The 24,649-nt window shown below is 57.8% G+C and carries 17 protein-coding genes and 2 pseudogenes; 10 read left to right on the top strand and 9 right to left on the bottom strand.

What is annotated here, in order from left to right; genetic code table 11:
• Positions 1 to 24: 24 nt before the first annotated feature.
• Together ML_RS13795 and ML_RS13790 are read right to left on the bottom strand one after the other, a co-directional pair.
• Complete coding sequence (locus ML_RS13795) at positions 25 to 2,418, bottom strand: hypothetical protein (protein WP_010909040.1); 2,394 nt, start codon at positions 2,416 to 2,418, stop codon at positions 25 to 27.
• Positions 2,415 to 3,149, bottom strand: coding sequence for an NUDIX hydrolase (locus tag ML_RS13790; RefSeq protein ID WP_162618346.1), 735 nt, complete (start codon positions 3,147 to 3,149; stop codon positions 2,415 to 2,417). The genes ML_RS13795 and ML_RS13790 overlap by 4 nt, the downstream gene beginning before the upstream one ends.
• Before the next feature lie 213 nt (positions 3,150 to 3,362).
• Here ML_RS13790 and ML_RS13785 point away from each other — a divergent pair, with 213 nt between their 5' ends.
• On the top strand, positions 3,363 to 4,817 hold the full coding sequence (locus tag ML_RS13785) for a CCA tRNA nucleotidyltransferase (RefSeq protein ID WP_041323598.1): 1,455 nt from the start codon (positions 3,363 to 3,365) through the stop codon (positions 4,815 to 4,817).
• Positions 4,818 to 5,571: 754 nt separating this feature from the next.
• Here ML_RS13785 and ML_RS13775 read toward each other — a convergent pair.
• The 6 genes and pseudogenes from ML_RS13775 to ML_RS13755 all read right to left on the bottom strand — a co-directional run bounded on the left by ML_RS13775 (position 5,572) and on the right by ML_RS13755 (position 12,287).
• Positions 5,572 to 6,075, bottom strand: coding sequence for a MarR family winged helix-turn-helix transcriptional regulator (locus tag ML_RS13775; RefSeq protein ID WP_041323595.1), 504 nt, complete (start codon positions 6,073 to 6,075; stop codon positions 5,572 to 5,574).
• Between the two features lie 121 nt (positions 6,076 to 6,196).
• Positions 6,197 to 6,956: pseudogene (locus ML_RS17125) on the bottom strand (ATP-binding cassette domain-containing protein).
• A gap of 285 nt (positions 6,957 to 7,241) precedes the next feature.
• Positions 7,242 to 7,562: a hypothetical protein gene (locus ML_RS13770; protein ID WP_049769933.1), complete on the bottom strand. Its 321-nt coding sequence runs from the start codon at positions 7,560 to 7,562 to the stop codon at positions 7,242 to 7,244.
• Between the two features lie 1,137 nt (positions 7,563 to 8,699).
• A pseudogene (locus ML_RS13765) lies at positions 8,700 to 9,572 on the bottom strand (LLM class F420-dependent oxidoreductase).
• A 982-nt stretch (positions 9,573 to 10,554) separates the two neighbouring features.
• Positions 10,555 to 11,664, bottom strand: a complete 1,110-nt coding sequence (locus tag ML_RS13760) for an inositol-3-phosphate synthase (RefSeq protein WP_010907708.1) — start codon at positions 11,662 to 11,664, stop codon at positions 10,555 to 10,557.
• Positions 11,665 to 11,744: 80 nt separating this feature from the next.
• The gene (locus ML_RS13755) at positions 11,745 to 12,287 is read right to left on the bottom strand and encodes a PadR family transcriptional regulator (RefSeq protein ID WP_010909036.1); all 543 of its coding nucleotides are present in this window, start codon (positions 12,285 to 12,287) and stop codon (positions 11,745 to 11,747) included.
• A gap of 1,180 nt (positions 12,288 to 13,467) precedes the next feature.
• Here ML_RS13755 and ML_RS13750 point away from each other — a divergent pair.
• The 9 genes from ML_RS13750 (at position 13,468) to dnaB (ending at position 22,771) form a co-directional block, all read left to right on the top strand.
• On the top strand, positions 13,468 to 13,902 hold the full coding sequence (locus ML_RS13750; RefSeq protein ID WP_041323592.1) for a DUF5318 family protein: 435 nt from the start codon (positions 13,468 to 13,470) through the stop codon (positions 13,900 to 13,902).
• Positions 13,895 to 16,426 carry a transglycosylase domain-containing protein gene (locus ML_RS13745; protein WP_414085575.1) on the top strand — a complete coding sequence of 844 codons (2,532 nt, stop codon included), beginning with the start codon at positions 13,895 to 13,897 and terminating at the stop codon, positions 16,424 to 16,426. The genes ML_RS13750 and ML_RS13745 overlap by 8 nt, the downstream gene beginning before the upstream one ends.
• Positions 16,423 to 18,117: a glycosyltransferase family 87 protein gene (locus ML_RS13740; protein WP_010909033.1), complete on the top strand. Its 1,695-nt coding sequence runs from the start codon at positions 16,423 to 16,425 to the stop codon at positions 18,115 to 18,117. The genes ML_RS13745 and ML_RS13740 overlap by 4 nt, the downstream gene beginning before the upstream one ends.
• 303 nt (positions 18,118 to 18,420) lie before the next feature.
• Entirely contained in the window at positions 18,421 to 18,657 is a 237-nt protein-coding gene (locus ML_RS13735; protein ID WP_041323588.1) for a hypothetical protein, read from the top strand.
• A 7-nt stretch (positions 18,658 to 18,664) separates the two neighbouring features.
• Entirely contained in the window at positions 18,665 to 18,955 is a 291-nt protein-coding gene (gene rpsF / locus ML_RS13730) for a 30S ribosomal protein S6 (RefSeq protein WP_010909032.1), read from the top strand.
• Between the two features lie 159 nt (positions 18,956 to 19,114).
• Complete coding sequence (locus tag ML_RS13725) at positions 19,115 to 19,621, top strand: single-stranded DNA-binding protein (protein ID WP_010909031.1); 507 nt, start codon at positions 19,115 to 19,117, stop codon at positions 19,619 to 19,621.
• A 25-nt stretch (positions 19,622 to 19,646) separates the two neighbouring features.
• Positions 19,647 to 19,901, top strand: coding sequence for a 30S ribosomal protein S18 (gene rpsR / locus ML_RS13720; protein WP_010909030.1), 255 nt, complete (start codon positions 19,647 to 19,649; stop codon positions 19,899 to 19,901).
• Positions 19,902 to 19,948: 47 nt separating this feature from the next.
• Positions 19,949 to 20,407: a 50S ribosomal protein L9 gene (gene rplI, locus ML_RS13715; RefSeq protein ID WP_010909029.1), complete on the top strand. Its 459-nt coding sequence runs from the start codon at positions 19,949 to 19,951 to the stop codon at positions 20,405 to 20,407.
• 549 nt (positions 20,408 to 20,956) lie between these two features.
• Entirely contained in the window at positions 20,957 to 22,771 is a 1,815-nt protein-coding gene (gene dnaB / locus ML_RS13710; protein ID WP_010909028.1) for a replicative DNA helicase, read from the top strand.
• A gap of 1,187 nt (positions 22,772 to 23,958) precedes the next feature.
• Here dnaB and ML_RS13705 read toward each other — a convergent pair.
• Positions 23,959 to 24,528 carry a hypothetical protein gene (locus ML_RS13705; protein WP_049769932.1) on the bottom strand — a complete coding sequence of 190 codons (570 nt, stop codon included), beginning with the start codon at positions 24,526 to 24,528 and terminating at the stop codon, positions 23,959 to 23,961.
• Positions 24,529 to 24,649: the final 121 nt, after the last annotated feature.

Below are 24,649 nucleotides of genomic sequence, written 5' to 3'. Positions count from 1 at the left end.
ATTGGGTCCACCGGGGAGCGGGCTTCATATCCGGTTCTCTTCATCGACCCAGTCGTCGTACTGGTGCTGCGGGTGGGCGTCTACAATGAGCGGGTCGGGTCGATTCGAGTCGGCGCCCTCGGTCTGGATTCGGAAGCGGTGCCAAAGTCGTCTTCCAGCCAATACGATCAATATCGTGGCCGCGGTCAGAGTGATCTCGAACAGCACCTTGCCGTAGGCGTTGGAGTGTACCAACAAACGCACTGGCTCGCCTAGCTGTATGCCTTCCGGGGTTTGTAGCGCGACGTCGACAGCGACTCGTTGAGTGAAGTTGACTTCGATCGGTACCCGCAACGGCAGGTATCCGGGCGGCAGCTCGATCTGACTGACGTCAGTAACAGTCATCCCGGGTGGCGCATCGACCTGTAGCCGGACTCGGATGGGAACAGCAAGGCCGTTATGTAGTGCCAGTGGGAGCGGACTGTGTTCGGTGGCCAGGGTGTAGGAGCCGCCCGGGTTGACGATTGTTACCGCCCCAATAAGGTCTTTGATCGTTTTGCTGACGACAGCCAGCCGTTGCTGAGCCAATCCGTTGCGAGTAGCGGGCGGCTCCAGTTGGCTCAAAGCCCGCAGCATGTCCTCGCGGAGTGGTGCGGTGTATTGGACGCCGGTCAGCCCCGTGCGGCCGTCGGCGGTTAACGCCGAGGTCAGTCCCCACAGTCGGCCAACTTGGCTGGCGATGTCGGCGATGATGTCGTCGTTGAACCGGCCACGTGCCGACGTGTAGGAGCCCACCGTATCGGATAGTTTGGTGCGAGCCAAGGCGTCGGCGATTACCGTTGGCAGCGGTCGCGCCACCGCCAGACCGGACCGGATCACGGTGCTCAGCGTGGTCAGCATGACTCGGGCGTCGTCGGCCTGCAGGTGCCACGACGTTGGTGGCACCAGTATCTGGCTGCGTGGTGCGGCGTCTCGCTCTAAGGCGCGCCACAGTATGGAGCTCAGGGCATCTTGACGGCGCGCGGTGTCAGAATCGTGGACGATCCGGATGTTTAGCGAGGAATCCAGATAGGTCGGAACGATGGGGTCGGTCCCCGCAGCGGCTAGCGCGGCACCGACAGCCGGGTCGAATGGTGCGACCACCACTCGTGGGGACAACCGCCGAGGCTCGGTGTCGATATCGACGAGGGACCCGCTGGTAGAGTCTTGGGCTGAAAAAGCAGCAGCCGCGATAGCGACCGTGCTGTTGTTGTCGTTCAGCAGGTCGACCACGCGGTTGGTCAATGGGCTGTCGGGCAGCATGGTGACGCCCCGGATGGAGGTGACATCCAAAATGTGGTCGACGATGTCCCCTACGCTGGTGGTGGCGGTCGTGCTGAGCTCTGTATCGTTAATGCGCTGCAAGGCATCAAGGTCGGCTTGCGCGTAGGGTAGCGACGCCACGCACATCCGGTGCGCGAGCGCACGGAGCCGGTTCAGCCAGATGACAGCGGCGTCCTGACCGGTTCCCGGGTGTGTCGGAGTACCCGGTTGTTGTGCTGGACCGTCGGGCGAGTTGGACACGATATAGCCTCCGGTCATCGCGTTGACGGTGACGAGCAGATCTGGGTCGACAGCCAGGCACAGTGCCCGGCTGACCGCACCGTCGGGGTCGACGTCGCGGCCGGTGGCGGTCTCGGCCGCGGTCAAAAGAATATCCAGCCGGCCTCCGGGGGCCAGTGAGCTCGCCAAGTCGTCGTCGACTAGCCGAACTGGAATGGTTCCACCGGGTGCGCCAGGCGACAACCGAGGCCGGTCGGCCAATGGCCACAGCATGGTGATCCACACGGGTTTCGTAATGTCCGGTGCGACGGCCGAGTCCATCGCATCGGATTTGGCGGGGGGCACGCCGGCGACGGGCAACAGAAACCGCGCGTTGTCGAGTCGGGCCGGTGTGCCGTAGTCGGGTGTTCCGTTAACGTTGACCAGGACCGGGTAGATCCCGGGTTGGTCGATGGCCATCGACGGTTTGGTCGTCGAGCGGATGGGGGCAACGAGGGTAAAGCCAGCCTCTTGTCCACGCTGCAATTCCTCGGCCACTGTCACGAAGTCCGCGGCAGTCTGGAACTGGTCGGCGCCGTCATCCAGGTAGGTACGCAACACTGCAGACGAGATAACGGCCGATTCGTGTTCCAGCCGGACCATCAAGTCGCGAACTGGGCGATCGCCGATATTGGTGACTACGCCGCTAACGGTTACGACAGGTTCGCTCGAGGTGGTGACGACGTCCGGAGTCACCTTGTCGATGCGGACACGGACAAACGACGTTGCACGAGGCTCGTCTGCTGCTGCGTGCGGCGTGGCGGTAGGTGCGACGAGCAGCACCGCAAAACTAGCCACGATGTCGACCACTAAGGCAATGCTCAGCGAGCCGGCCAACCGGAGTCTCGATGCAGTCACGGCCCCTGTCCGTGACCATTCTTCCGACTGTTTGCGGAATTGTTGGAATGACGCGTGCGGAAATGCGTTTGCGACTGTCGCCGAGGCAAGCTGGGTGGCAGCGGTGGAAGCGCGGCTGGACCACCGGTTTGCAGCTTGTTGATCAGTTCGTAGGCAACCTCGGCCAGGCGGCGTTCGTCAGCGTAGGCCAGGCGGGACGGCAGTTCTCGTATCGGCACCCAAGCAACTTCGGTCACCTCGAGGTCGTCGTCGGACAATTCACCACCAGAAAAGCGCATCAAATAGTGGTGTACTGTCTTATGCACCCGACAGTCGTCGGTGACGAACCAGTAGTCGATTTGCCCCAGCGCGGCGAGCACGCTACCGCGGATTCCTGTCTCTTCGGCGACCTCACGGATAGCGGTCTGCTCCGCGGTCTCCCCTTGCTCGATATGCCCTTTGGGCAGCGACCAAAGCATTCGTCCTCGTCGATCGATACGACCAATCAGAGCGGCAACCTGGGCGTCACGTGGGCCGTCGATACCGTAGATGACTAGACCTCCTGCGGACGTTTCGTGCACCGTGCGCAGCTGTTCGGGTGCGCGATGTGGTGAATGGCTGCGGCGCGGTTTTGTCGCGGTTGCGTCGTTGGCCACTTGTCGGTCTGTGTGGTTCTCAGCTGAACGCGTGGCGTCACGACCGCGCCGTCGCTTTCGGCGCCGACGTGGTTTGGCTTGTTCGCCATCCGACACCCAAGCGATAATAGCTGGCACGAGCCGGTCTTCAGGACATGCGCGCCGCTAGTCAGGTACGCAGCGTTACAGTAGGTTCATGGCTGGGTCACTTAGTGGATCGATTGGATCACCGTTGCACCTCGTGCTCGCCTGTTGATGCAGGCTTGAAATTGCCGGGTTCCGCAACGGGTCATTCCGACCCGTATTACCCGCCCGACTAGGCTGTTGAACGTGCCTGAAGCCGCTCAGGATACTGATCTACTGACTGTAGCTGCGGTCACCCTTAACCGGCACACCCCAGTGTTGCGTGACCTCGGCTCGGTATTCGCTGCTTCAGGCCACGAGTTATATCTGGTGGGTGGTTCGGTCCGGGATGCGCTACTAGGTAGATTAGATTCACCTGACCTTGATTTCGCCACTGATGCCGGTCCTGAGCAAGTGCAACAAATTATGCGGCGGTGGGCCGACAACTTGTGGGAGACGGGTATTGAGTTCGGCACCATTGGGGTCGGCAAGGGTGACTACCGTCTGGAGATCACCACGTTTCGCGCTGACCGTTACGACCAGGTGTCGCGCAATCCAGAGGTTCGGTTCAGTGACCGCCTCGACGACGATTTGGTGCGCCGCGACTTCACCGTGAACGCGATGGCGGTGCGCATTGCATCTTATGGGCCTGGCGAATTTTTTGATCCGCTAGGCGGTTTGGCAGCGTTGCGGGTCCGAGTGCTGGAGACCCCTGCTGCCCCATCGGTGTCGTTCGGCGACGACCCATTGCGGATGCTGCGCGCCGCACGATTCGTCTCCCAACTCGGCTTTACCGTCGCCCCGCAGGTGCACGCGGCGATCGAAGAGATGGCCTCGCAGTTGGCCCGCATCAGTGCAGAGCGAGTGTCCACCGAGCTGGACAAGCTGCTGCTTGGTAACGACCCGGCGGCCGGTATCGACCTGCTGGTGCAGACCGGGATGGGGGAGGTGGTGTTGCCCGAAATCGGGGACATGCGGATGGCCATCGATGAACATCATCAACATAAGGACGTTTACCAACATTCGCTGACCGTGTTGCGCCAGGCGATCGCGCTAGAAGATAACGGCCCGGACTTGGTGTTGCGGTGGGCGGCGTTGCTGCATGACATAGGCAAGCCCGCCACGCGGCGCCATGAGCTGAACGGCGGCGTGAGTTTTCACCACCACGAGGTGGTGGGCGCCAAGATGGTCCGAAAACGAATGCGCGCGTTGAAGTACGCCAAACAACTAGTTGACGATGTTTCGCAACTGGTGTATCTGCATCTACGGTTCCATGGCTATGGTGAAGGGAAATGGACTGATTCGGCGGTGCGCCGCTACGTCACCGATGCCGGCCCACTGTTGTCGCGGCTGCACAAACTGGTGCGCGCTGACTGCACGACCCGCAACCAGCGCCGGGCCGCCCGACTGCAGGACAGCTATGATCGACTGGAAGCCCGGATAGCAGAGTTGGCCGCAGAGGAGGATCTGGCCCGGGTGCGTCCCGATCTGGACGGTAACCAGATCATGGCTCTGTTGGACATCCCGGCAGGGCCGCAAGTCGGCGAAGCGTGGCGTTTTCTGAAGGAACTACGGCTAGACCGCGGACCACTGACCAACGAGGAGGCCACTGCGGAACTGCTGGCCTGGTGGAAAACCCGGCAATCGCAGGGGCTCCTGTAACCCCTTCGGGGTATTGGAATAGCTGTGGGGTATTGTGCGGACCGTGGTGACGGCACAGTGCTTCCCTTGAACTGCAGGTTGTTGACGTGTTTTGCTGTGTTGCGGGGTTTTTGTTGGTGGGTGGCTGACTGCCTGCTTTCGATGAGGCTTCGTGTGCTTTGCCGCAGTGGACACGATTAGCGCGGCGCACGTAAGCATGTCGGTGGTGGATGCTGCTTGGTCTACATGTTGATGATGCCAGGGGCTGGGCACCTGGGCTGTGCTGAAGGCGATATCGATGCAGGCGTGAGTGTGAGGATAGTTGTTAGCGCCGCGGGGTAGGGGCGTTTTAGTGTGCATGTCATGGCCTTGAGGTGTCGGCGTGGTCAATGTGGCCGCACCTGAACAGGCACGTCCCCGTGCACGGTATAACTATTCGCACCTGATGTTATCCCTTGCACCATTTCTGCCGCTGGTATCGGTGTCGGCGGCTTGTTGACCGGCCCTCAGCCAGCAAGCAGGCATGCCGCCGGGTGCAGCAGTATCGTGTTAGTGAACAGTGCATCGATGATCCGGCCGTCGGCGGCACATACGGCAACCTTCTAGCCCAAGGAAGTAACCTGCACTCCATGCTCCGGGATCAACCGCGAGATGGGGTTTAGAGCCGTCCAAGGCGTGATCTTATGACGTGTGCTCGTGGCGGGCTAACACATCGACAGCAGGGCATGCCTCCAAGGGTACGTATATGGTCAATTTCAATGAGAATTAGCTACTTTCATGCCTGCTTGCATGCGGGCGAGTCGCCGGCAGGGCTGGATACCGGTTCACCGGAGGCCAGGCGCTGCAGCGGTGCTAGCGCATTCTTCAGAATGTTCAGATCGGAGGTGGGGAGCTGACTGAGCATCGTTGTCAAGGCGGCACGCCGGTTGGCCAGCGATTCGCCATGTACCGTGCGCCCACGCGGGGTGATGTCGACAAGCACAGCACGCAGGTCAGACAGATCACGCGAACGCTTCACCAGCCCGATCTTTTCCAGACGGCGGATCGCCACGGTGGTGGTGGGGGTACGCACCCGTTCATGGGCAGCCAGATCCGTCATCCGGATGGGACCTTGATCGAGTAACGTTACCAAAATGGATAGCTGCGCCAGTGTCAATTCACCCGACACCGCCCCGTTGGGGGTTCTGCGGCGCAGGATCGAAAACAGTTTGGACAGCGCACGGTGCAACCCATCCGCCAGCTCCGTCACCTCGTGCGCGGTGAATTCGCTGTCCGCCATAAGTCGGCAGTTTAACGCGATGTGTCGGGCGTTGAGGGACCTCGTGTGCGCGAGTTGCAGTGGCGGTCGCAAGTGCGGCGGAGCCGGGTGCAGCGGGTCGTCGTTCGTAAAATCCAGGACGTCAAAGTACTTGGGATAGAGACCGTTGTAGGCGCTTAGTCTGCGCGGTCTCGAATATCTGCTCTGGTTTCCTGGATTCCACGACTTTGTCGTGATATATGAAAACAACAGTGTCTGATGCTGACCGAGCGAAGCCTATTTCTTGGGTCACTACAATACATCACACCGTCATTACTGAGGTGACTGATAGGTTTCATAATTCCCTTGACTGTTTAGGGATCCAGCGCCGAGGTCGCTTCGTATAAGAACATCACCTGCGGGGTCATCGCGAGAGCACGAGCGATCGCAACTCGTTATTGTTGAATTCTCGACAGTGTGCCGGGTCGGGAATCGGCCTTGTTTTTCAAACTAACTCGGTACAGTTGCGTCAGTACCCAGCTTCTGTATCGCGGCCACGGATAGCCGTAGCAATTTGTGCTGCGCTAAGGTAACGCTGTCGAGCACCGTGCGTCGCAGGAGAAGATTGAATGCTGTAAAAGCATGCCAATGCGCTGACCTAGCTAGTTGGGATCGTAGTTCAGCACCGATCGGCCGTCGAGCAGAATGTTGCTGTTATCGTTCTCGTACAACAGGTTCAGCGTGGACTTGCTTTACACAGCTGGTCCTACCGTGACCACGGTGCTGTTAGTCGGATACTCGATATCGACACTGCAGAGCACCGTGGTTCCATACAAATTGTTGCGAGTATCCTTGTTTTTCAAGGATACTGACTGACATTGTGCGGTGTCTGTCGCCTTCTGGCCTAACGTCGAAACGACCACGTCAGTGGTCTCTTGTGGCTGAACTGTATCGCGGCTGAGGTGGAGTCGAGCGTCGATGTGATACCAAATGCGTTAACGGCGAAGCCAATATTAGGTAGAAGGGATCGGATGTTACCAGTGCTGACAAGCTTCTGGTTTGCGCACCTGATGTCGTGTCTCCCTGCAACAGCTCTCGCGGCCGGGCGATCAAGCCCAGAAAGTACACCTCTGAGGAGGCCTTCAACAGCGTGATGAACTGATTGGTCAATGCCGGCAGCACCTGTTGTATCCTCTACGGTATCATCACTACTCGCATCGTGAAAGAGTAGCTAAATCCGAGCGCAGAATTTCGCTGATGTGGGCGGCGGCCATGGCCTCTAATGCGGCAATACCGAAAGGGTAGGTGTTGTTATTTGTCAGCCTGCTTACCAGCGGACCAATGCCCAGTCTGATGATGATCACTTCTTCAAGAAGGCCGCGAAAGACATCAATATAGATTTGCGTCAGCCAACGCAGCCAGCGTGAGTGGGCAATCCAGTCGACTGCCAGCGTCGTGCCAAGGAGCAGCCAGATGATGTTGGCGCTTTCGGGCAGGATCAACGTATTGGGCAGCCCGGTGGTGGGCAAGGTAGAAATGTCTTGCCGGGAGACACCCCTGTCGAAGACAGGAGTTAAGAAATTGCGCCAGAGCAGGTTTCGGCGCGTCCTGACTCATCTGCTTGCGTTGGGATTCGCGGCGATCACAGTGAAGTCGGTCAGCCTCGGCGACGCGACAACCTTAGGCTCGGTCTTCCGGCCTGGCGGCACGGAACGGGATATCCACTGAGTATACAGGTTCGCCCAAGTCCCGTCGGTGATGACGGCGTCCAGACCGGAAGTGAGCGCATCGACTAGCAGTGGTTTTCTTTGATCACTGCATAGGCCACGAAATCGCCTGGGCTGAAGGTGTTAGCCACGATCATCGCCGGGTCACCCGATTGAACATGATCATTGCTTCTGTGGCTGACGTTATCCAGCCGTCGACCTATCAGCTTCTTGATACTCGCGGGTACACGGTCGCGAAGCGAGAGTACTTCACTCGTTATACGTGAATACTTTAACTAGTCGCAGTAGCAGTGTCTCGCTGATGTATGACTCCTCGCCGGTGTTCCGGACAACGCCGATACGTTGTCCGGCGACGAAGTCGCTGAATTTGGTAATACGTTGAGCCGAAGGCACCACGAGTCAATATTAGCTCGGGGTTGGTAAAGTTCACCGCGTGCTGTCACGTCTGGGTGGCTTTGATCGACGCCGGAACGCTACCTGGGCGAGCAGCCCGGAGAAGTCGTTGGTGCCGACAAAGTGTATGTGTAGGACCAGTTTGCCGGTGATGGCGTGTAACAGGTTGTCGAAGCTGCTGAGTTGGCCGGTAATTGATGCAGATGTTCGGTGGGGTGTCGGACAGGGTTTACGGTGTCCAGCACGTCTTACGCGCCGAGTCCCAATGTGTCGGTGCGCGCCGAACTTAGCTTCGTGACGATGGCCGTCGGTGTTTGAGTTGGGCCAGTGCCCCTTGGATAGGGGTGTTGTTTGCCCCAGTTTGTGTAACTCCGTTGCGGTTCACTCGGTCGCCACCGCGGAGCTGATCGGTCAGTGCCAGGTTGAGAATGTGCGTAACAACCCGGTTTCTCTCTTTTTTGCCCTCCATATTTCTTTAGCGTTTAGCGCCTCCTTTTGAGGCACCATACGGCGATTCCCACGCGGCTGTTAGCGTTGACAGTTTTCTCATGAGTTGGCACCTTTATTCTGCATTTGGCGGATGAAACGGACTCGATCTCGCCGGCTATCGCGCCAGTGGCACAGCGTCTCGGTGGCGGTGAGATCGTAATCTGGGCTGTTGAACCGACCGTCCGTAGCGTCACGCCAACGGCGATTAGGCCCTTAGCGCTGTCGATCAGCTCGCTGCTGCTTTCAGTGCAACGCACACCGTTGATGTTTTCCACCATGGCGGAAAAAGTTCGATGGTGGCTGGATTCCAGTCTATGGCGGCGCAATGGTCTTCCAGGACAGCCGCGGTTTCCAGGTAGGTCGTGGCCGGTGGTGAACCCGTGCCGAATATTGGCGTGCTCGGCGACCAGGCTCAGGATCTTGCCCGGGTCTGTGCCACCGATCAGCACCGGGATGCTGCGGATCGGTGCTGGATTCAGCTTTCCTCGCCGTGCTTTGATCCAGGGTAACGCGGCGGTCACGTCGTCGAGGCGGTTGCTAGTGGTGCCGAACTTGCAGCCGTATTCGAGTGTAGTCCTTGTCTTTCCAGCTCGACCCAATTCCCAAAATGAGCCGGCCGCCAGAAATGTGGTCGACGGTACGTACTATGTCGGCCAACAGCTCCGGATTACGGTAGGAATTGCACGTCACTAGGGTGTCGATTTCGGTACGTGACGTCTGTTCGGGCCAGGCTGCTAGGCTGGTCCAGCATTCGAAGTGGGAGGCGTTGAGATTTCTGTAGAGTGGGAAGAAGTGATCCCAGGTAGAAAGCAACGCAGTTCGCCGATGTTTTCGCATCGGCGAACTGCGTTGCAGATATTACGAGATATTACGGTAGTGCGGGGCGTGCTGAGACTGTAGCTGCACACCAATGCTAATGGGGTGGCGCAGTTGTTGTAGTTATGCGCCGAGAATTTTGCGAACGATCTAGATCAGTGCGTCAGGCTGGTCGCTGTGCACCGAGTGCCCTGAGTTTTCGACGACCCGGACACCTCGGAATTATTTGGCGTTCCGGCCGGATTCTGCTGTGTCTTGGCCGTTGGCGAAGCCCGATGCATAGCCACACACATCAGTGTGTCGACCCCAGACAACACCTGGACATTGTCCATAGGGCAGTGACACGGAATAACATAATTTATATCATGCCCAGTTTCCTTTGTCAAGTGGATGGGAGTTGTGGAAAACGCCGGGACGTAACATTTTCACCTCGCGGTGTAACGCTGTGGCAATCATTAGATCCGGCATGACCTAAAAAGCTAGGAAACTCGTGCTGGCCGTGCGTCGGCGCTACCGTTCCGTGCTGGTCGGTGTTGGCTTTAGCGTGTCTCGGAAACGCTGAAGGGGTGATGTCCACGAGGATGAATTGACTCACTAGATCGAACGCCGCCGTATGCTAACCATATCGCAGTCGACCTGCCCAGCGACATGCTGACAACAAGTTCGGCAGTCGATGGTCGATGCGAGTGCTGCGCAGCACCAGCGCCAAGGTGGCGGTGCTGCGCGGCGAGTGATCGCCGTCCGCACGCCAGGTGGAGTCGCCGTATCCGGGAATGTGACTCGCCAGTGTCGGTGCACCGACACTGGCGAGTGCGGTGTCGCAGGTGTGAGTGCGTCTGTTACTTTGCTGTGCAAAAAGACGATAAACAGGGGGTATGCGTACTCTTATGCAATGTTCTGATTCCACCGGCGGGTTCTGATTCCACCGGCGGCCGTGTCCGCGTTGACTCGTTGTGTGATGGCAGCAGATACATTACTGGCGTCTTGCTCAGCATTCTTGGATAACAGTGAGAACTCAGACAGGCCGGTCACGATTTCTGACATCACGTCGCTGGCGCTCCTCGGGCGCTCAGGGTTGCCGGTGAATGCGGAACCGTTATTTGGTGTCGATGATGAACTCTTCGAGCTGGGCACGCGCGATCTCGTCGGGTAGCTGTTGCGGCGGGCTTTTCATCAGGTAGGATGAAGCCGGGATCACTGGTCCACCGATCCCTCGGTCCTTGGCTATCTTTGCTGCCCGTACCGCGTCGATGATGACGCCCGCTGAGTTCGGTGAGTCCCATACCTCGAGCTTGTATTCGAGGTTCAGCGGCACATCGCCGAAACCACGGCCTTCCAGTCGGACGTAGGCCCATTTGCGGTCATCGAGCCAGCCGACGTGGTCTGACGGACCGATGTGGATGTCTTTGGTATTGAATTCCCGATGCACGTTCGACGTTACGGCCTGGGTCTTGGAGATCTTCTTGGATTGCACCCGTTCGCGCTCGAGCATATTCAGGAAGTCCATGTTGCCGCCCACGTTGAGTTGCATGGTGCGGTCCAGCTGCACCCCGCGGTCCTCAAACAGCTTGGCCATCACCCGGTGAGTGATGGTTGCGCCGACCTGGCTCTTAATGTCATCACCTACGATCGGTACCCTGGCGTCGGCGAATTTTTTGGCCCACACTGGGTCGGAGGCGATGAACACCGGCAGCGCGTTCACGAACGCTACGCGGGCGTTGATGGCGCACTGGGCATAGAACTTGTCGGCTTCTTCGGAACCCACCGGCAGGTAGGACACCAGCACGTCTGTCTTGGCTTCTGTTAGTGCCTGGACTACGTCGACGGGTGGAACGTCTGACAGCTCAATGGTGTCGGTGTAGTACTTGCCGATGCCGTCCAGTGTTGGGCCGCGCTGCACCACCACATTGGTGGGTGGCACGTCGGCGATCTTGATGGTGTTGTTCTCTGAGGTGAAGATCGCGTCCGACAAGTCTACGCCGACCTTCTTGGCGTCTACGTCGAAGGCCGCCACGAATTTAACATCACGCACATGGTAGGGTCCGAACCGCACGTGCATAAGACCGGGCACTGTCGATGTGTCGTCAGCGTTCTGGTAGTACTCGATACCTTGAACTAGCGAGGACGCGCAGTTGCCCACGCCGACAATGGCTACTCTTACCTCAGTCGACGCCCCTGGCGCCCCTGCTGGGTTGTGCTCACTCATAGGGCGTTCTCCTAACCTCATCAAGTGTTTCGGGATGATTTTGAGTGTTGCTCGGTTAGTGTTCGGGGTGGTACAGCGGTTTACGTCTGCTCGACACGGCCGAGTAGTGCCCGTTCAGCGGCAATCAGTTCGTTGAGCCACTTGACTTCGCGTTCGCTGGACTCGAGCCCGAGTTGATGTAGTTGGCGGGTATAACGGTCGAACGAATTGCTGGCTCGCGTTACTGCCTCGCGTAAACCTTCGCGGCGTTCTTCGACCCGACGGCGACGGCCTTCCAAGATGCGCATCCGGGCTTCCGCTGGTGTGCGGTTGAAAAACGCTAAGTGCACCCCGAAACCGTTGTCGGTGTAATTGTCCGGCCCGGTGTCAGTTACCAGCTCGCTGAAGCGCCGGCGGCCTGCGTCTGTCAGTTGGTATACCTGCCGGGCACGTCGCACCGGAGTCCCGGCCGGTGCGACGTGCCCGGTGATTAGCCTGTCAGCTTGCATTCGACGCAGAGCAGGGTAAAGCGAGCCATACGAAAATGCCCGGAATGCACCGAGTAACCCGGTTAGCCGTTTCCGTAATTCGTAGCCGTGCATCGGCGACTCGATAAGAAGACCCAGGATGGCGAGTTCCAGCATTGAGTCCCCCTGTGGCTATGTGTGACGCTACTTACTACGCTCCAACGCCTCCCAACATTGTATCGTCTCGATATATATTACGACAATATACGCCCAGTGTATGTTGTCGCTACGAGGGGTAATTCACCTGCTTGGCAGTGCTGTCACCGGTGAAAACGAGGTAGCGGCGCTGTAACGCTGGAGACATCCAGTGTGACAGCATCCCGGGTGTGGTGAGATCGACGACCAGGTACCTGGTTTTGACGTCGGATCGTTTGATACCTGAAGGGTTCAGGAGCACCTCAGTAAGATACTCGCGGTCGTTTTTGGGTCAATTTACATGAGTTAAACTGGCATGCACCTATTAACTGTTGCTTTTGGCGTCGCTGGCTGGATCGCTCTAACACAACACTAGACTATCGAGCCCATACTACCGCGGTAGGTTTTAATTCAGCGTACGGTTGTTGTTGGCCAGATCGGTGCGATTGAGCGCTGCGTAATCCGGGTCGATCACCAAGCCGGAAGCCTATGGTGTTAGCCAAGTCTTTTGTGCAGATTTACTCCATCAGGATCAGGACGGTGAGCTCGCCGAGCGATTGAAATTGAAGTTGTCTCAACGGGGTCAGTACCATGGATGTGACCCCGTCTGGCTTAGCTCCAGGATTGGTGGTGAAGTCCAGCAGCGATTTGACCTGATCGTATCAGCTCCCAGCCGATGCCCAGCAGCACTGACACCACGAAGGGACGGCCCCAAGGATGGCCCACTCGCGCGCCTTAGGCGACTGAGGACAGTGATGTGGGCGGTGTATTCGGTAAGGCGTCGGGTGGAACAAGGCGCTGTTGGCCTGGAGATTAGGCTACTACGGGGCGCAGATCACCCCTAATGTTAGGAACGTTTGGTGGCGGTAAAGACCCCGATCCCGGTGTTCTTCCGTGGAGAGCTCGCCATCGTTAGGGTGTTACAAGGATCTTACGGGTATCCTAGCGGTCGCTGTCTTTAGTTTTTAGTTCGGGTCGTGCTTGCCCTGTGTATGCCGCCATATAAGGCAGGCTTTTAAGCCATCTGGTGATGGGGTTGATGGTATGAAGTTCAGCAACCAAGGTAGATGACAAAGTACCCGCGACTTAGGTCTAGAAACGGGTGGGTAGCGGCGTCGGGTTTGCGTTTCGGTGATGCGGTTGGGCACGTACTCTGGTTACCGTGCGACTGCAGCGTCAGGTGGTAAACTATTCTCTTCGTCGGCGTTTTCTGCTGGCCGAAGTGTACTCGGGGCGTACCGGTGTGTCCGAAGTGTGTGATGCAAACCCCTATTTGCTCCGCGCGGCCAAATTTCACGGGAAACCGAGCCAGGTGATGTGCCCGATCTGCCGAAAGGAACAGCTCACACTTGTGTCGTGGGTGTTCGGCAATCAATTGGGTGCGATTTCCGGTTCGGCGCGCACCGCCGAGGAGTTAGTCTTGCTGGCTACACGTTACGAGGAGTTCGCGGTCTACGTGGTGGAGGTATGCCGCACATGTAGCTGGAATTACTTGGTCAGGTCATATGTGCTTGGTGCGGCACGGTCAGCACCGCCGCCCAGAGGTACCCCGGTCACCCGGACGGCGTGCAATGGTGCCCGCATGGCCATTGAATAACGACGGCCACCGCGATCAGTCGCCTAGGAATGTGAGCGGGCCAGCGACTGAGCGGGTGGGTGAGCGTCCAAGTTCTGATCAGCCGGGTCAGCGTCGTCAGGTTCCACTCGATGACCGGATGACGGCAATCATCCCGTCCGCCACCGACGAGCGATCGGCTGGGCGGGTGGACCCCCTCGAAGCCGTCAAGGCCGCCTTGGACGGTCCCCCACCTGCTATGCCCTTCCGCTCGGCACTCCCGACGTCCATGTCCTCGCGGCGCAACCCTATTAAGGAGGTCACAGCCAAGCTGGACGGCCGGTCGGCAGCGACCGTGGGCGGTGGCAGGCGACGCCGTTTGCCGAGCGATCCACCGTCACCCAAGCAGCCCGGCCGCGCTACTGGGCCTGGTTGGAGGGTGCCTGGATCGCGGTTAAATCGGACATGGCTCCTACACCTCAACCGGCAGGTGAACTGGCGCTGGGTGCGGTATTCATTGTATCTCGCTGTGGTGGTGTTGTTGTTGTTACCGATCGTCACTTTCACCATGACCTACTTCATGGTGAAAGTTCCCAGGCCAGGTGACATTCGTACTAACCAGGTCTCGACGATCCTGGCCAACAATGGCTTGGAGATCGCCAAAATTGTTCCACCCGAAGGTAACCGGGTCGATGTCAACCTCAGCCAAGTACCGGTGCATGTACGCCAGGCGGTTATTGCTGCAGAGGATCGCAACTTCTATTCAAACCCGGGGTTTGACTTCAGAGCCTCTGTGCGAGCGGTGCAAAACAACCTCTTCGGTAGCGGCGATCTGCAGGGCGGGTCAACTATCACCCAGCAGTATGTGAAGAATGCGTTAGTCGGTTCTGCACAACACGGGTTTGACGGTTTAATGCGCAAGACAAAGGAATTGGTCATCGCCATCAAAATGTCGGACGCATGGTCTAAAGACGATGTGCTACAATCTTATTTGAATATAATATACTTCGGTAGGGGAGCCTACGGAATTTCAGCTGCGGCCAAGGCCTATTTTGACAAACCCGTGGAGCAGCTCACCTGCTCCGAGGGGGCACTGTTGGCGGCGCTAATTCGGCGGCCGTCGGTCCTAGACCCGGCTATCAATCTCAAGGGTGTTACGGCCCGTTGGAACTGGGTGCTGGACGGCATGGTGGACATCAATGCTCTGTCGCCGAATGACCGCTCGGTACAGCTGTTTCCCGCTACCGTGCCGCCTGACCAGGCTCGTGCGCAGAATCAGACCACCGGACCCAATGGACTCATCGAGCGTCAGGTGGTCAAAGAGCTGTTCGAACTATTCAACATCGATCGGCAAACCTTGAACACCCAGGGGCTGCAAGTCATTACCACCATCGATCCGCAGGCTCAACGGATAGTTGAGAAGGCGGTATCGAAATACCTTGACGGGCAGGATCCCGACATGCGTGCTGCCATCGTTTCGATCGATCCACATAACGGTGCGATACGCGCCTACTATGGCGGTGCTGACGCCAACGGTTTTGACTTTGCCCAGGCTGGGCTGCAAACCGGCTCTTCTTTCAAGGTATTTGCGCTCATCGCCGCGCTCGAGCAAGGTATCGGTCTGGGCTATCGGGTCGACAGCTCCCCGCTTACTGTCGATGGTATTAAGATCACCAACAATGGAGACGAGAGTTGTGGAAATTGCAATATCGCTGAGGCGCTCAAGCTCTCGTTGAACACCTCCTATTACCGTCTGATGCTCAAACTTAAGAATGGACCGCAGGCTGTTGCGGACGCCGCGCACCAAGCTGGTATCGTGAGCAGCTTCCCTGGTGTAGCGCACACCCTGTCAGAGGATGGTAAAGGAGGACCGCCCAACAACGGAATCGTTCTGGGCCAGTACGAAACCCGCGTGATCGATATGGCATCGGCATACGCCACGTTGGCTGCGTCCGGCGTCTACCACCGACCGCACTTGGTGCAAAAAGTCGTTAATGCTGAGGGCCGGGTACTTTTCGACGCCAGCACTGCGGACAACAGCGGCGACCAACGCATCGCCAAAGCTGTCGCCGATAACGTTACTGCGGCGATGCAGCCGATTGCCGGTTATTCGCGTGGCCATAACTTAGCTGGCGGGCGGCCGTCGGCAGCCAAAACAGGCACGGTGCAGCTGGGCGATACCACCGCTAACAAGGATGCTTGGATGGTCGGTTACACACCTTCGCTGTCGACGGCGGTGTGGGTTGGTACCGTCAAAGACAATGTGCCGCTGATAACCGCTTCAGGAGAAGCGATTTACGGCTCCGGCCTGCCGTCGGACATCTGGAAGTCGACGATGGATGGCGCTCTGGAGGGTACCCCTAACGAGGGCTTCCCCAAGCCGACTGAGGTAGGTGGCTACGCTGGTGTGCCGACACTGGCACCCCCGCCTCCTTTGAAGAAGGTTATTCAGCCTACTATTGAAGTAGCGCCGGGCATAATCATACCGGTCGGCCCGCCCACGACGGTCACTGTCCCGCCGACGCAGGCATTGCCCGACCTAACAACTTCAACAACGCCACCGTGATCAACGCTCAGACGCACAGTACCACTATCTCGCCGCGGCCGTTGGCCGCTGATCGCCAGAGCGCCGATAACCGTGATTGCCCCAGCCGCACAGACTATTTGGGCGCCGCCCTAGCAGATGCGATCGGTGGACCGGTAGGTTGCCATGCGCTGATCGGCCGTAGTTGGCTGATGACACCGCTCCGGGTGATGTTTCTTATCGGGCTGGTATTCTTGGCGCTCGGCTGGTCAACGAAGGCGGCCTGCTTGCAAACCACCGGAACGGGGCCGGGCGGTCAGCGGGTCCCCAATTGGGATAACCAGCGCGCATATTACGAGTTGTGCTATTCTGACATAGTGCCGCTCTACGGCACAGAGTTGTTGAGCCAAGGTAAGTTTCCGTACAAATCCAGTTGGATCGAAACCGACAGTAGCGGCACACCGCGGACCCGCTATGACGGTCGGCTGGCGGTGCGGTACATGGAGTATCCGGTGTTAACCGGTATTTATCAGTATGTATCGATGGCGGTGGCCAAGAGCTACACGGCTTTAAGCGAGCCCGTCAGCCTACCGGCGGTCGCCGAGGTGGTGATGTTCTTCGACGTTGTTGCATTCGGGCTGGCATTGGCCTGGTTAGCGACTATCTGGGCCACCGCCGGGCTGGCGGGCCTCCGGATTTGGGATGCAGCCTTGGTCGCCGCATCCCCGCTGGTGATTTTTCAGGTGTTCACCAACTTCGACGCGTTGGCCATAGCATTCGCGACTGGTGGATTGCTAGCGTGGTCGCGGTGCAGACCGATATCTGCTGGTGTGCTGATCGGGTTAGGTGCCGCGGCCAAGCTCTATCCGCTGCTGTTTTTGGTCCCGTTGTTTGTGTTGGGCGTCCGCACCGGACGCCTCGGGGGTGTGGCTTGCGCCGCGGTGACCGCGGCAACAACCTGGTTGTTGGTGAATCTTCCTGTGCTATTACTTTTCCCACGCGGCTGGTCGGAGTTTTTCCGGTTTAACACTCGCCGTGGGGACGACATGGACTCGTTGTATAACGTCGTGAAATCGCTTACTGGCTGGCGCGGTTTCGATACCAAGCTGGGTTTCTGCGAGCTACCCCTGGTTCTAAACACCGTAGTAACGGTGTTGTTCGCATTGTGTTGTGCAGCAGTAGCTTATATTGCGCTGACTGCTGCACAACGGCCACGAGTGGTTCAGTTAGCGTTTTTGCTGGTGGCGGTATTTTTGTTGACCAACAAGGTCTGGAGCCCCCAGTTCTCGCTGTGGCTGGTGCCGCTGGCAGTGTTGGCCTTGCCGCACCGCCGGGTGCTGCTGGCGTGGATGACGATCGATGCTCTGGTGTGGGTGCCGCGGATGTATTACCTTTACGGCAATCCGAGCCGTTCGCTCCCGGAGCAGTGGTTCACCGCGACGGTGCTGTTGCGCGATATTGCGGTCGTGGCGCTGTGCGCGCTGGTGATTCGTCAAATTTATCGGCCTGACGAAGATCCAGTGCGACTGGGTGGACGGGTGGATGATCCGGCGGGCGGACCTTTCGACCGCGCCCCGTACGCCCCGCCCAGCTGGCTGCCGGACTGGCTGCATCCAGCTGGGATGCGGCGGGTAGTCACGTTGGCAGCATCATCAGTGACTGAAACCGAGCTGGCCGCCGCTGCAACGCCTTCTGGCCCCATGCACCATCCCCATGCACCATCTAGTATATGAGGTGTGCACAGAAAACGAGATGCTCGGTCTCACCTGCGATGCTATACTTCGACAAAGTCGGTGCATCCGATGTAGGTGGTGTTCCCTGACGGTGTTGGAGCCCTTCAGCTGATCCACGATGACGCACCGGAGCGTTGCGGACCTGCTCAACAAATTTGGGTGCACACTATGTGCCCGAAAGTGTTGTTCAGCACTCTCGCAGCGGATTATCACCCCCGCCGCGGGGGTCCTCCAATGGCATCGACATGGCCTTAGTTAGCAGGTTGAGTTCCTTGTCGATTGACCAGCTGCGTAGGCAGCTCAATGCTGTTTGTCGAATACGACCCGCCGCTATTCGACTCTGGCACGCTGGCTAAGGCTGACGTGGCAACAGAAAGGCCAGGGTCGACGAATACCGACGCAGCTGGAACTGTGACCGATTGGCTAGTGGCCCGGATTTTTCCGGTAAGCCCGACGTCCGGTAGCCTGGTGCAGTTGCTGACGCAGGCGACCCTCCTGCTGCGGATCGACCGTGGCCGCACAGACCAGAGGAGGTGGTGAGGTTTCCATGCGTCCATACGAAATCATGGTCATTCTTGACCCCACGCTCGACGAGTGCACTGTCGGTCCGTCTTTGGAGACGTTCCTCAACGTCGTCCGCAAGGACGGTGGAGCTATCGATAAGGTCGACATCTGGGGTCGGCGCCGGCTGGCCTACGAGATCTCCAAGCACGCTGAAGGCATCTACGTTGTCATTGATCTGAAGGCTGCGCCGGCAACGGTATCCGAGCTTGACCGCCAGCTCAGCCTCAACGAGTCGGTGTTGCGCACCAAGGTAATGCGCACTGACAAGCACTAGTCTGGCGACGATGCGGCCCGCGTAGCGGGGGCGACCAGGCATATAGCACTAGTCGAACGATCGTCCGCGGTTTGCGCCCTTGCATAGGTTCTCCGAAAACACGCTCATGACCAACGCCTGCACCAAGGCGAGGAACAGGGCCAAATTAGGGAGGAAATTGTGGCTGGCGACACCACCATTACCATTGTCGGAAATTTGACCGCTGACCCTGAGTTGCGGTTCACTTCGTCCGGTGCTGCCGTGGTGAACTTCACTGTTGCATCGACACCGCGGATCTATGATCGTCAAAGCGGTGAGTGGAAAGACGGCGAGGCGCTGTTCCTTCGGTGCAATATTTGGCGGGAGGCTGCGGAGAACGTGGCCGAAAGCCTCACCCGGGGGGCGCGGGTGATCGTCACCGGTCGGCTCAAGCAGCGTTCCTTCGAGACCCGCGAGGGCGAGAAACGGACAGTTGTCGAGGTCGAGGTCGATGAGATCGGCCCGTCGCTTCGGTATGCCACCGCCAAAGTCAACAAGGCTAGCCGCAGTGGTGGCGGGGGCGGCGGCTTCGGCAGCGGATCCCGTCAGGCGCCTGCTCAAATGAGTGGCGGAGTAGGTGACGATCCGTGGGGCAGTGCCCCAACCTCGGGGTCCTTCGGCGTCGGTGACGAAGAACCCCCCTTCTAGTAACGAAACGGAAAGAATTACACACATGGCCAAGTCCACCAAGCGGCGTCCAGCACCGGAGAAGCCGGCCAAAGCGCGTAAATGCGTTTTCTGCGCCAAGAAGAACCAGCAAATCGACTACAAGGACACCACGCTACTGCGGACGTACATCAGTGAGCGGGGCAAGATCCGGGCCCGTCGGGTCACTGGTAACTGCGTGCAACACCAGCGCGACATCGCGATCGCGGTGAAGAACGCCCGCGAGGTGGCTCTGCTGCCCTTTACCTCCTCGGCGCGATAACCGGACGGACGGTAACCGCTGCAAGCCCAACGGAAAGTACGAAAACGATGAAGCTGATTCTGACGGCTGATGTCGACCATCTTGGTTCCGTCGGTGACACTGTTGAGGTCAAGGACGGGTACGGTCGAAACTTTTTGCTCCCACACGGTCTGGCGATTGTCGCTTCGCGCGGTGCCCAGCGACAGGCTGACGAGATCCGCCGCGCACGTGAAACGAAGGCGATGCGTGACCGCGAGCACGCCAACGAAATCAAGGTGGCGATCGAGGCGTTGGGCTCGGTTTCGCTGCCGATGAAGACGGTAGCTGACTCCGGCAAGCTGTTCGGCTCCGTGACTGCCGGTGATGTTGTCGCCGCTATAAAGAAGGCGGGCGGGCCAAACCTCGACAAGCGAATCGTGCGGCTACCCAAAACCCATATCAAGGCCGTCGGCACGCATCCGGTATCGGTGCATTTACACCCTGAAGTTGATGTCGTGGTGTTACTCGACGTCGTCGCAGCGAGATAAAAACGCAACGTTTGTTAACTCCGGTGACGGCCGCTGATCGGCTGCCACCGGGTTTTGTTCGTGCGTAGAAAGTCTTCTAAGAGTGGTGCTGGGGAACACTGCGTGTTTCCCTGGCGAACTATTTTCGGCAACTAAGGAGCCATTTATCGTTACCAATACGTAACGCTTCCAAAATCTAGCTGAAATCCAACACGCCCGGTGCAGTAACCTGGCTCGACACGCCGAAGAGATTCTTGTTCACACAATATCTGTCGTCTTATGGGACGTTTATCTGCAGTGATGTGATAGCGCTCCAGACTGATCCATAGGTTCTCCACACCCCGTTTCACACAGTGTCGACGGGTATACACACACGATGCACAGCTTCATGAACAGTAGCCACTTGGAGTACTCGCCAGCAACGTCTACCGTCATCCCGGCGCGACGTGGTTGGGTGCTTTGGGGCGCGGGTGTTGGGGCCTTGACTTATGCTCCGAACATTGGCATATCGAATGCCCGTTCGAATGCTTATGTCAGGGTGTTTGTGTCAGGGGGAGGTGTTTAGAGTTAATGGCGGTCGTCGATGATCTGGCGCACTCAGGTATGGATGCAGTTCCACCCAGTGAAGATTTTGGCCGTCAGCCACCGCAGGACCTAGCCGCGGAGCAGTCGGTGTTGGGCGGGATGCTGCTGAGTAAGGATGCCATTGCTGACGTTCTCGAGCGGCTGCGTTCTGGTGACTTTTATCGTCCAGCACACCAGAATGTTTACGATGCGATCCTAGATCTGTACGGGCGAGGAGAGCCGGCCGATGCGGTGACGGTGGCCGCCGAATTGGACCGCCGCGGATTGTTGCGCAGGATCGGTGGTGCGCCGTATCTGCACACTCTGATCTCGACGGTGCCGACTGCCGCCAATGCAGGTTACTATGCGGGCATCGTCGCTGAAAAGGCGCTGCTGCGTCGACTGGTGGAGGCCGGCACACGGGTGGTGCAGTACGGTTACGCCGGCGCTGAGGGTGCCGACGTGGCCGAGGTGGTCGACCGCGCGCAGGCAGAAATCTACGACGTAGCCGAGTGCCGGCTTTCTGAGAACTACGTACCGCTCGAAGATCTACTGCAGCCGACGATGGATGACCTCGATGCCATCGCTTCCAATGGGGGTATCTCGCGTGGCGCGCCGACTGGCTTCACCGAACTCGATGAGGTAACCAACGGTTTGCATCCGGGACAGATGATCATCGTGGCGGCTCGTCCGGGTGTGGGCAAGGCGCTCGCGCTGGACACGCCGCTGCCCACACCGACTGGTTGGACGGCGATGGGTGATGTTGCCGTCGGTGACGAGTTGCTGGCCGTTGACGAAGCACCGACGCGCGTGGTGGCCGCGACCGAGGTCATGCTGGGCCGGCCGTGCTACGAGATCGAGTTCTCCGACGGTACCGTCATTGTCGCAGACGCCCAGCACCAATGGCCGACGAGTTACGGTATCCGGACGTCGGCTCAGTTGCGTTGTGGGCTGGACATTATTGCTGCGGCCGGGTCGACACCGCGCCACGCTGGGCGACTGACCACGGCTGCATTCATGGCTCCGGTGCTGTGCATCGACTCAGTGCGGCGGGTGCGCAGCGTTCCGGTGCGGTGTGTCGAGGTGGACAATGCTGCTCATCTGTATCTGGCTGGTCGAGGGATGGTGCCAACGCACAACTCGACCCTTGGGCTGGACTTCATGCGGTCGTGTTCGATCAAGCATCGCCTGGCGAGCGTTATCTTCTCTCTGGAGATGAGTAAGTCCGAGATCGTGATGCGGTTGCTTTCGGCAGAGGCGAAAATCAAGCTCGCCGATATGCGTTCGGGTCGAATGACCGACGATGACTGGACACGGCTGGCGCGGCGGATGAGCGAAATCAGTGAGGCGCCACTGTATATCGACGATTCACCGAACCTGACCATGATGGAGATCCGTGCCAAGGCGCGCCGGCTGCGGCAAAAGACAAACCTGAAGCTAGTTGTGGTCGATTACCTGCAGTTGATGACGTCAGGCAAGCGGTTCGAGTCGCGACAGGTGGAAGTCTCGGAGTTCTCCCGCCATCTTAAATTGTTAGCCAAAGAACTTGAGCTCCCGGTAGTGGCGATCAGCCAGCTGAACCGTAGTCCCGAGCAGCGCACCGACAAGAAGCCGATGTTGTCTGATTTGCGGGAGTCGGGAAGCCTAGAGCAGGATGCCGACGTCGTGATCTTGCTGCACCGTCCGGATGCCTTTGATCGCGACGATCCGCGTGGTGGCGAGGCGGACTTGATTCTCGCCAAGCATCGTAACGGCCCAACCAAGACAGTCACTGTCGCGCATCAATTGCACTTGTCGCGATTCACCAACATGGCAAGGTAATGGACATCAGTTGTCGAGGTGCCGCGAAGATTGACAAAAGTGCAGTGATCTGTTGGCAACCTAATTAGTCTAGATAAGATAAATAGTATTATTGACATATTAGGATGGATCATGGTTAACGAAGAGTATCACAACGCCGTGCCGAGCTAACAGAACCTATTCAACCGGTTTCCTCAAGGGCGTGTTTTAAACCTTACAGTCACTATAATTTAAATTTCAAGACAGACGAGCTCTCAGTCGAAGAGAGGAACCGATAGACCGCTACAACCTTCCGCAAAGTTATGCAACGCACCGCGTAACAGATTATTGCCGCCCAGTGCACTCTTCTTTACGTATAGCGAAAATAACTATAATCCCACTCTTGACTAAAGTCATGCAGATGCAAGATTATTACCGATAATCAAAGGTTATCGATCTCGCATATTCAGAATTCTATATCTATAGTTGATCATTCGATCCAATGACTACGACACTTCTACGAAAAATGAGTTGCAACATCGTATGCTGACAACAGGTGTATTCAGTGGATTATACGCGTCAAATCTGCGGTGTGCATAAGAAGTGCGGTGCAGATAGAAGCCCGCTCGAGCGGGACAATACACAACAAACAGCCGTCGGAAGAAGGAGAGTACATTCCGCTTGATGTTTCAGTACTCCCAAGGCATAGACCCCTGGTGCTGTAGGAGCAGGACGTCGCAGAGGTGGTTGCTATCTCGATTACGCCGCAGAGGTGCTAGATAACATCTGTCATCTGTCACTCTATTTCATGGGTGGATATTAGAACTGGCAGGTGCCGTTAAAGCAGGTAAGTTCGTGGATTACCACGCTGCTGGTAACAATTTTTTTGGTTATCTTTAATGGCGCGCAGTACCGGTGTGGTCGCGATACATCCACCTCGGCAGGAACGCCGAGTATCGACCAGCGGCTCTGTTAACCGCGAACAGATGTATATCGTAAGGAATAAAGACGATTGACACTTGTCTGCTAAACTTGCGTCGTACATCATCTTCGTAATATTGTGATTATAGGTGCGTCCTTCGAGAAGGACATAACGATTGTCGTAACTGACGTCGTCCCATTCGCTGGTGCCGTTGAGCCACAGGTAGCTACGAACTTCGTCGTGGGACCAACCGAAGGACGCGATGATGCTCGGTGCCGAGACAATGAAACGCAATATTCCTTGGGAGTCATCCGAAATGTACTTTGCTCACGCTCTGCGGTGCCTCGGCATCTATCACCGCCGGGTGCTGTACGTCGATGTTCGACGCGATACGGCGTCCGCGGGTTAATCTCTTCGTTCTCGGAGCTGTAGAATGTGTGTCGAGGGTGCTCTTGTCAAATTTAGTCGGAATGCCTCCGCCTACGATGAGCAAGATCAGTCGAAGCGCGCGGCCGATGGTGGCGCTGGAACAATTACCCGAACCAACCACGTTGCCGCCAGCGTTCATCCCAATCCAGCGGACTACGGCGCCATTGACCACAACTAGATGTGCGACGACATGAGTGGTAGCCTTAATGGTGTTACAATTGAACCGAGCATCGGTAAGTACAAGAACGGACCTCCACAATACCGGTACATATTCGGGCTTGCAAATTGCAAGTACCATGTTGACGGCCAGCAACTCACCCGTCCGGTTGCCCATCGTGGTGAAATGCGCGCCACTAGTTCTTTTGGGTCTCCGGCCAAATATCTCCAAGGCCGCAGCGACGTGCTCCGACGTAGTTAGCACCACCGACAAGTCATCGCTATTGGTCACAGTAATACTTTGACGAGATCGAGCTCTTTAGTGGTCGTAGCGGTTACTGGATGCCTTTCTCAGTAGATCTAGCCTCGTTGTGAAAATTAATTTTGCCACACCATCACTGTCTAAGACATAT

The organism is Mycobacterium leprae TN (assembly GCF_000195855.1).
GTDB classification, from domain to species: domain Bacteria; phylum Actinomycetota; class Actinomycetes; order Mycobacteriales; family Mycobacteriaceae; genus Mycobacterium; species Mycobacterium leprae.
The sequence above is the reverse complement of the archived record's forward strand: the minus strand, read 5'-3'. Positions and strand labels throughout refer to the sequence as shown.

Coding starts and splice junctions, on each gene's coding strand:
- ML_RS13775 (WP_041323595.1), bottom strand. CDS start 6,075: ATGGCGGACAGCGAATTCACCGCGCACGAGGTGACGGAGCTGGCGGAT.
- rplI (WP_010909029.1), top strand. CDS start 19,949: ATGAAGCTGATTCTGACGGCTGATGTCGACCATCTTGGTTCCGTCGGT.
- ML_RS13760 (WP_010907708.1), bottom strand. CDS start 11,664: ATGAGTGAGCACAACCCAGCAGGGGCGCCAGGGGCGTCGACTGAGGTA.
- rpsR (WP_010909030.1), top strand. CDS start 19,647: ATGGCCAAGTCCACCAAGCGGCGTCCAGCACCGGAGAAGCCGGCCAAA.
- dnaB (WP_010909028.1), top strand. CDS start 20,957: ATGGCGGTCGTCGATGATCTGGCGCACTCAGGTATGGATGCAGTTCCA.
- rpsF (WP_010909032.1), top strand. CDS start 18,665: ATGCGTCCATACGAAATCATGGTCATTCTTGACCCCACGCTCGACGAG.
- ML_RS13755 (WP_010909036.1), bottom strand. CDS start 12,287: ATGCTGGAACTCGCCATCCTGGGTCTTCTTATCGAGTCGCCGATGCAC.
- ML_RS13735 (WP_041323588.1), top strand. CDS start 18,421: ATGCTGTTTGTCGAATACGACCCGCCGCTATTCGACTCTGGCACGCTG.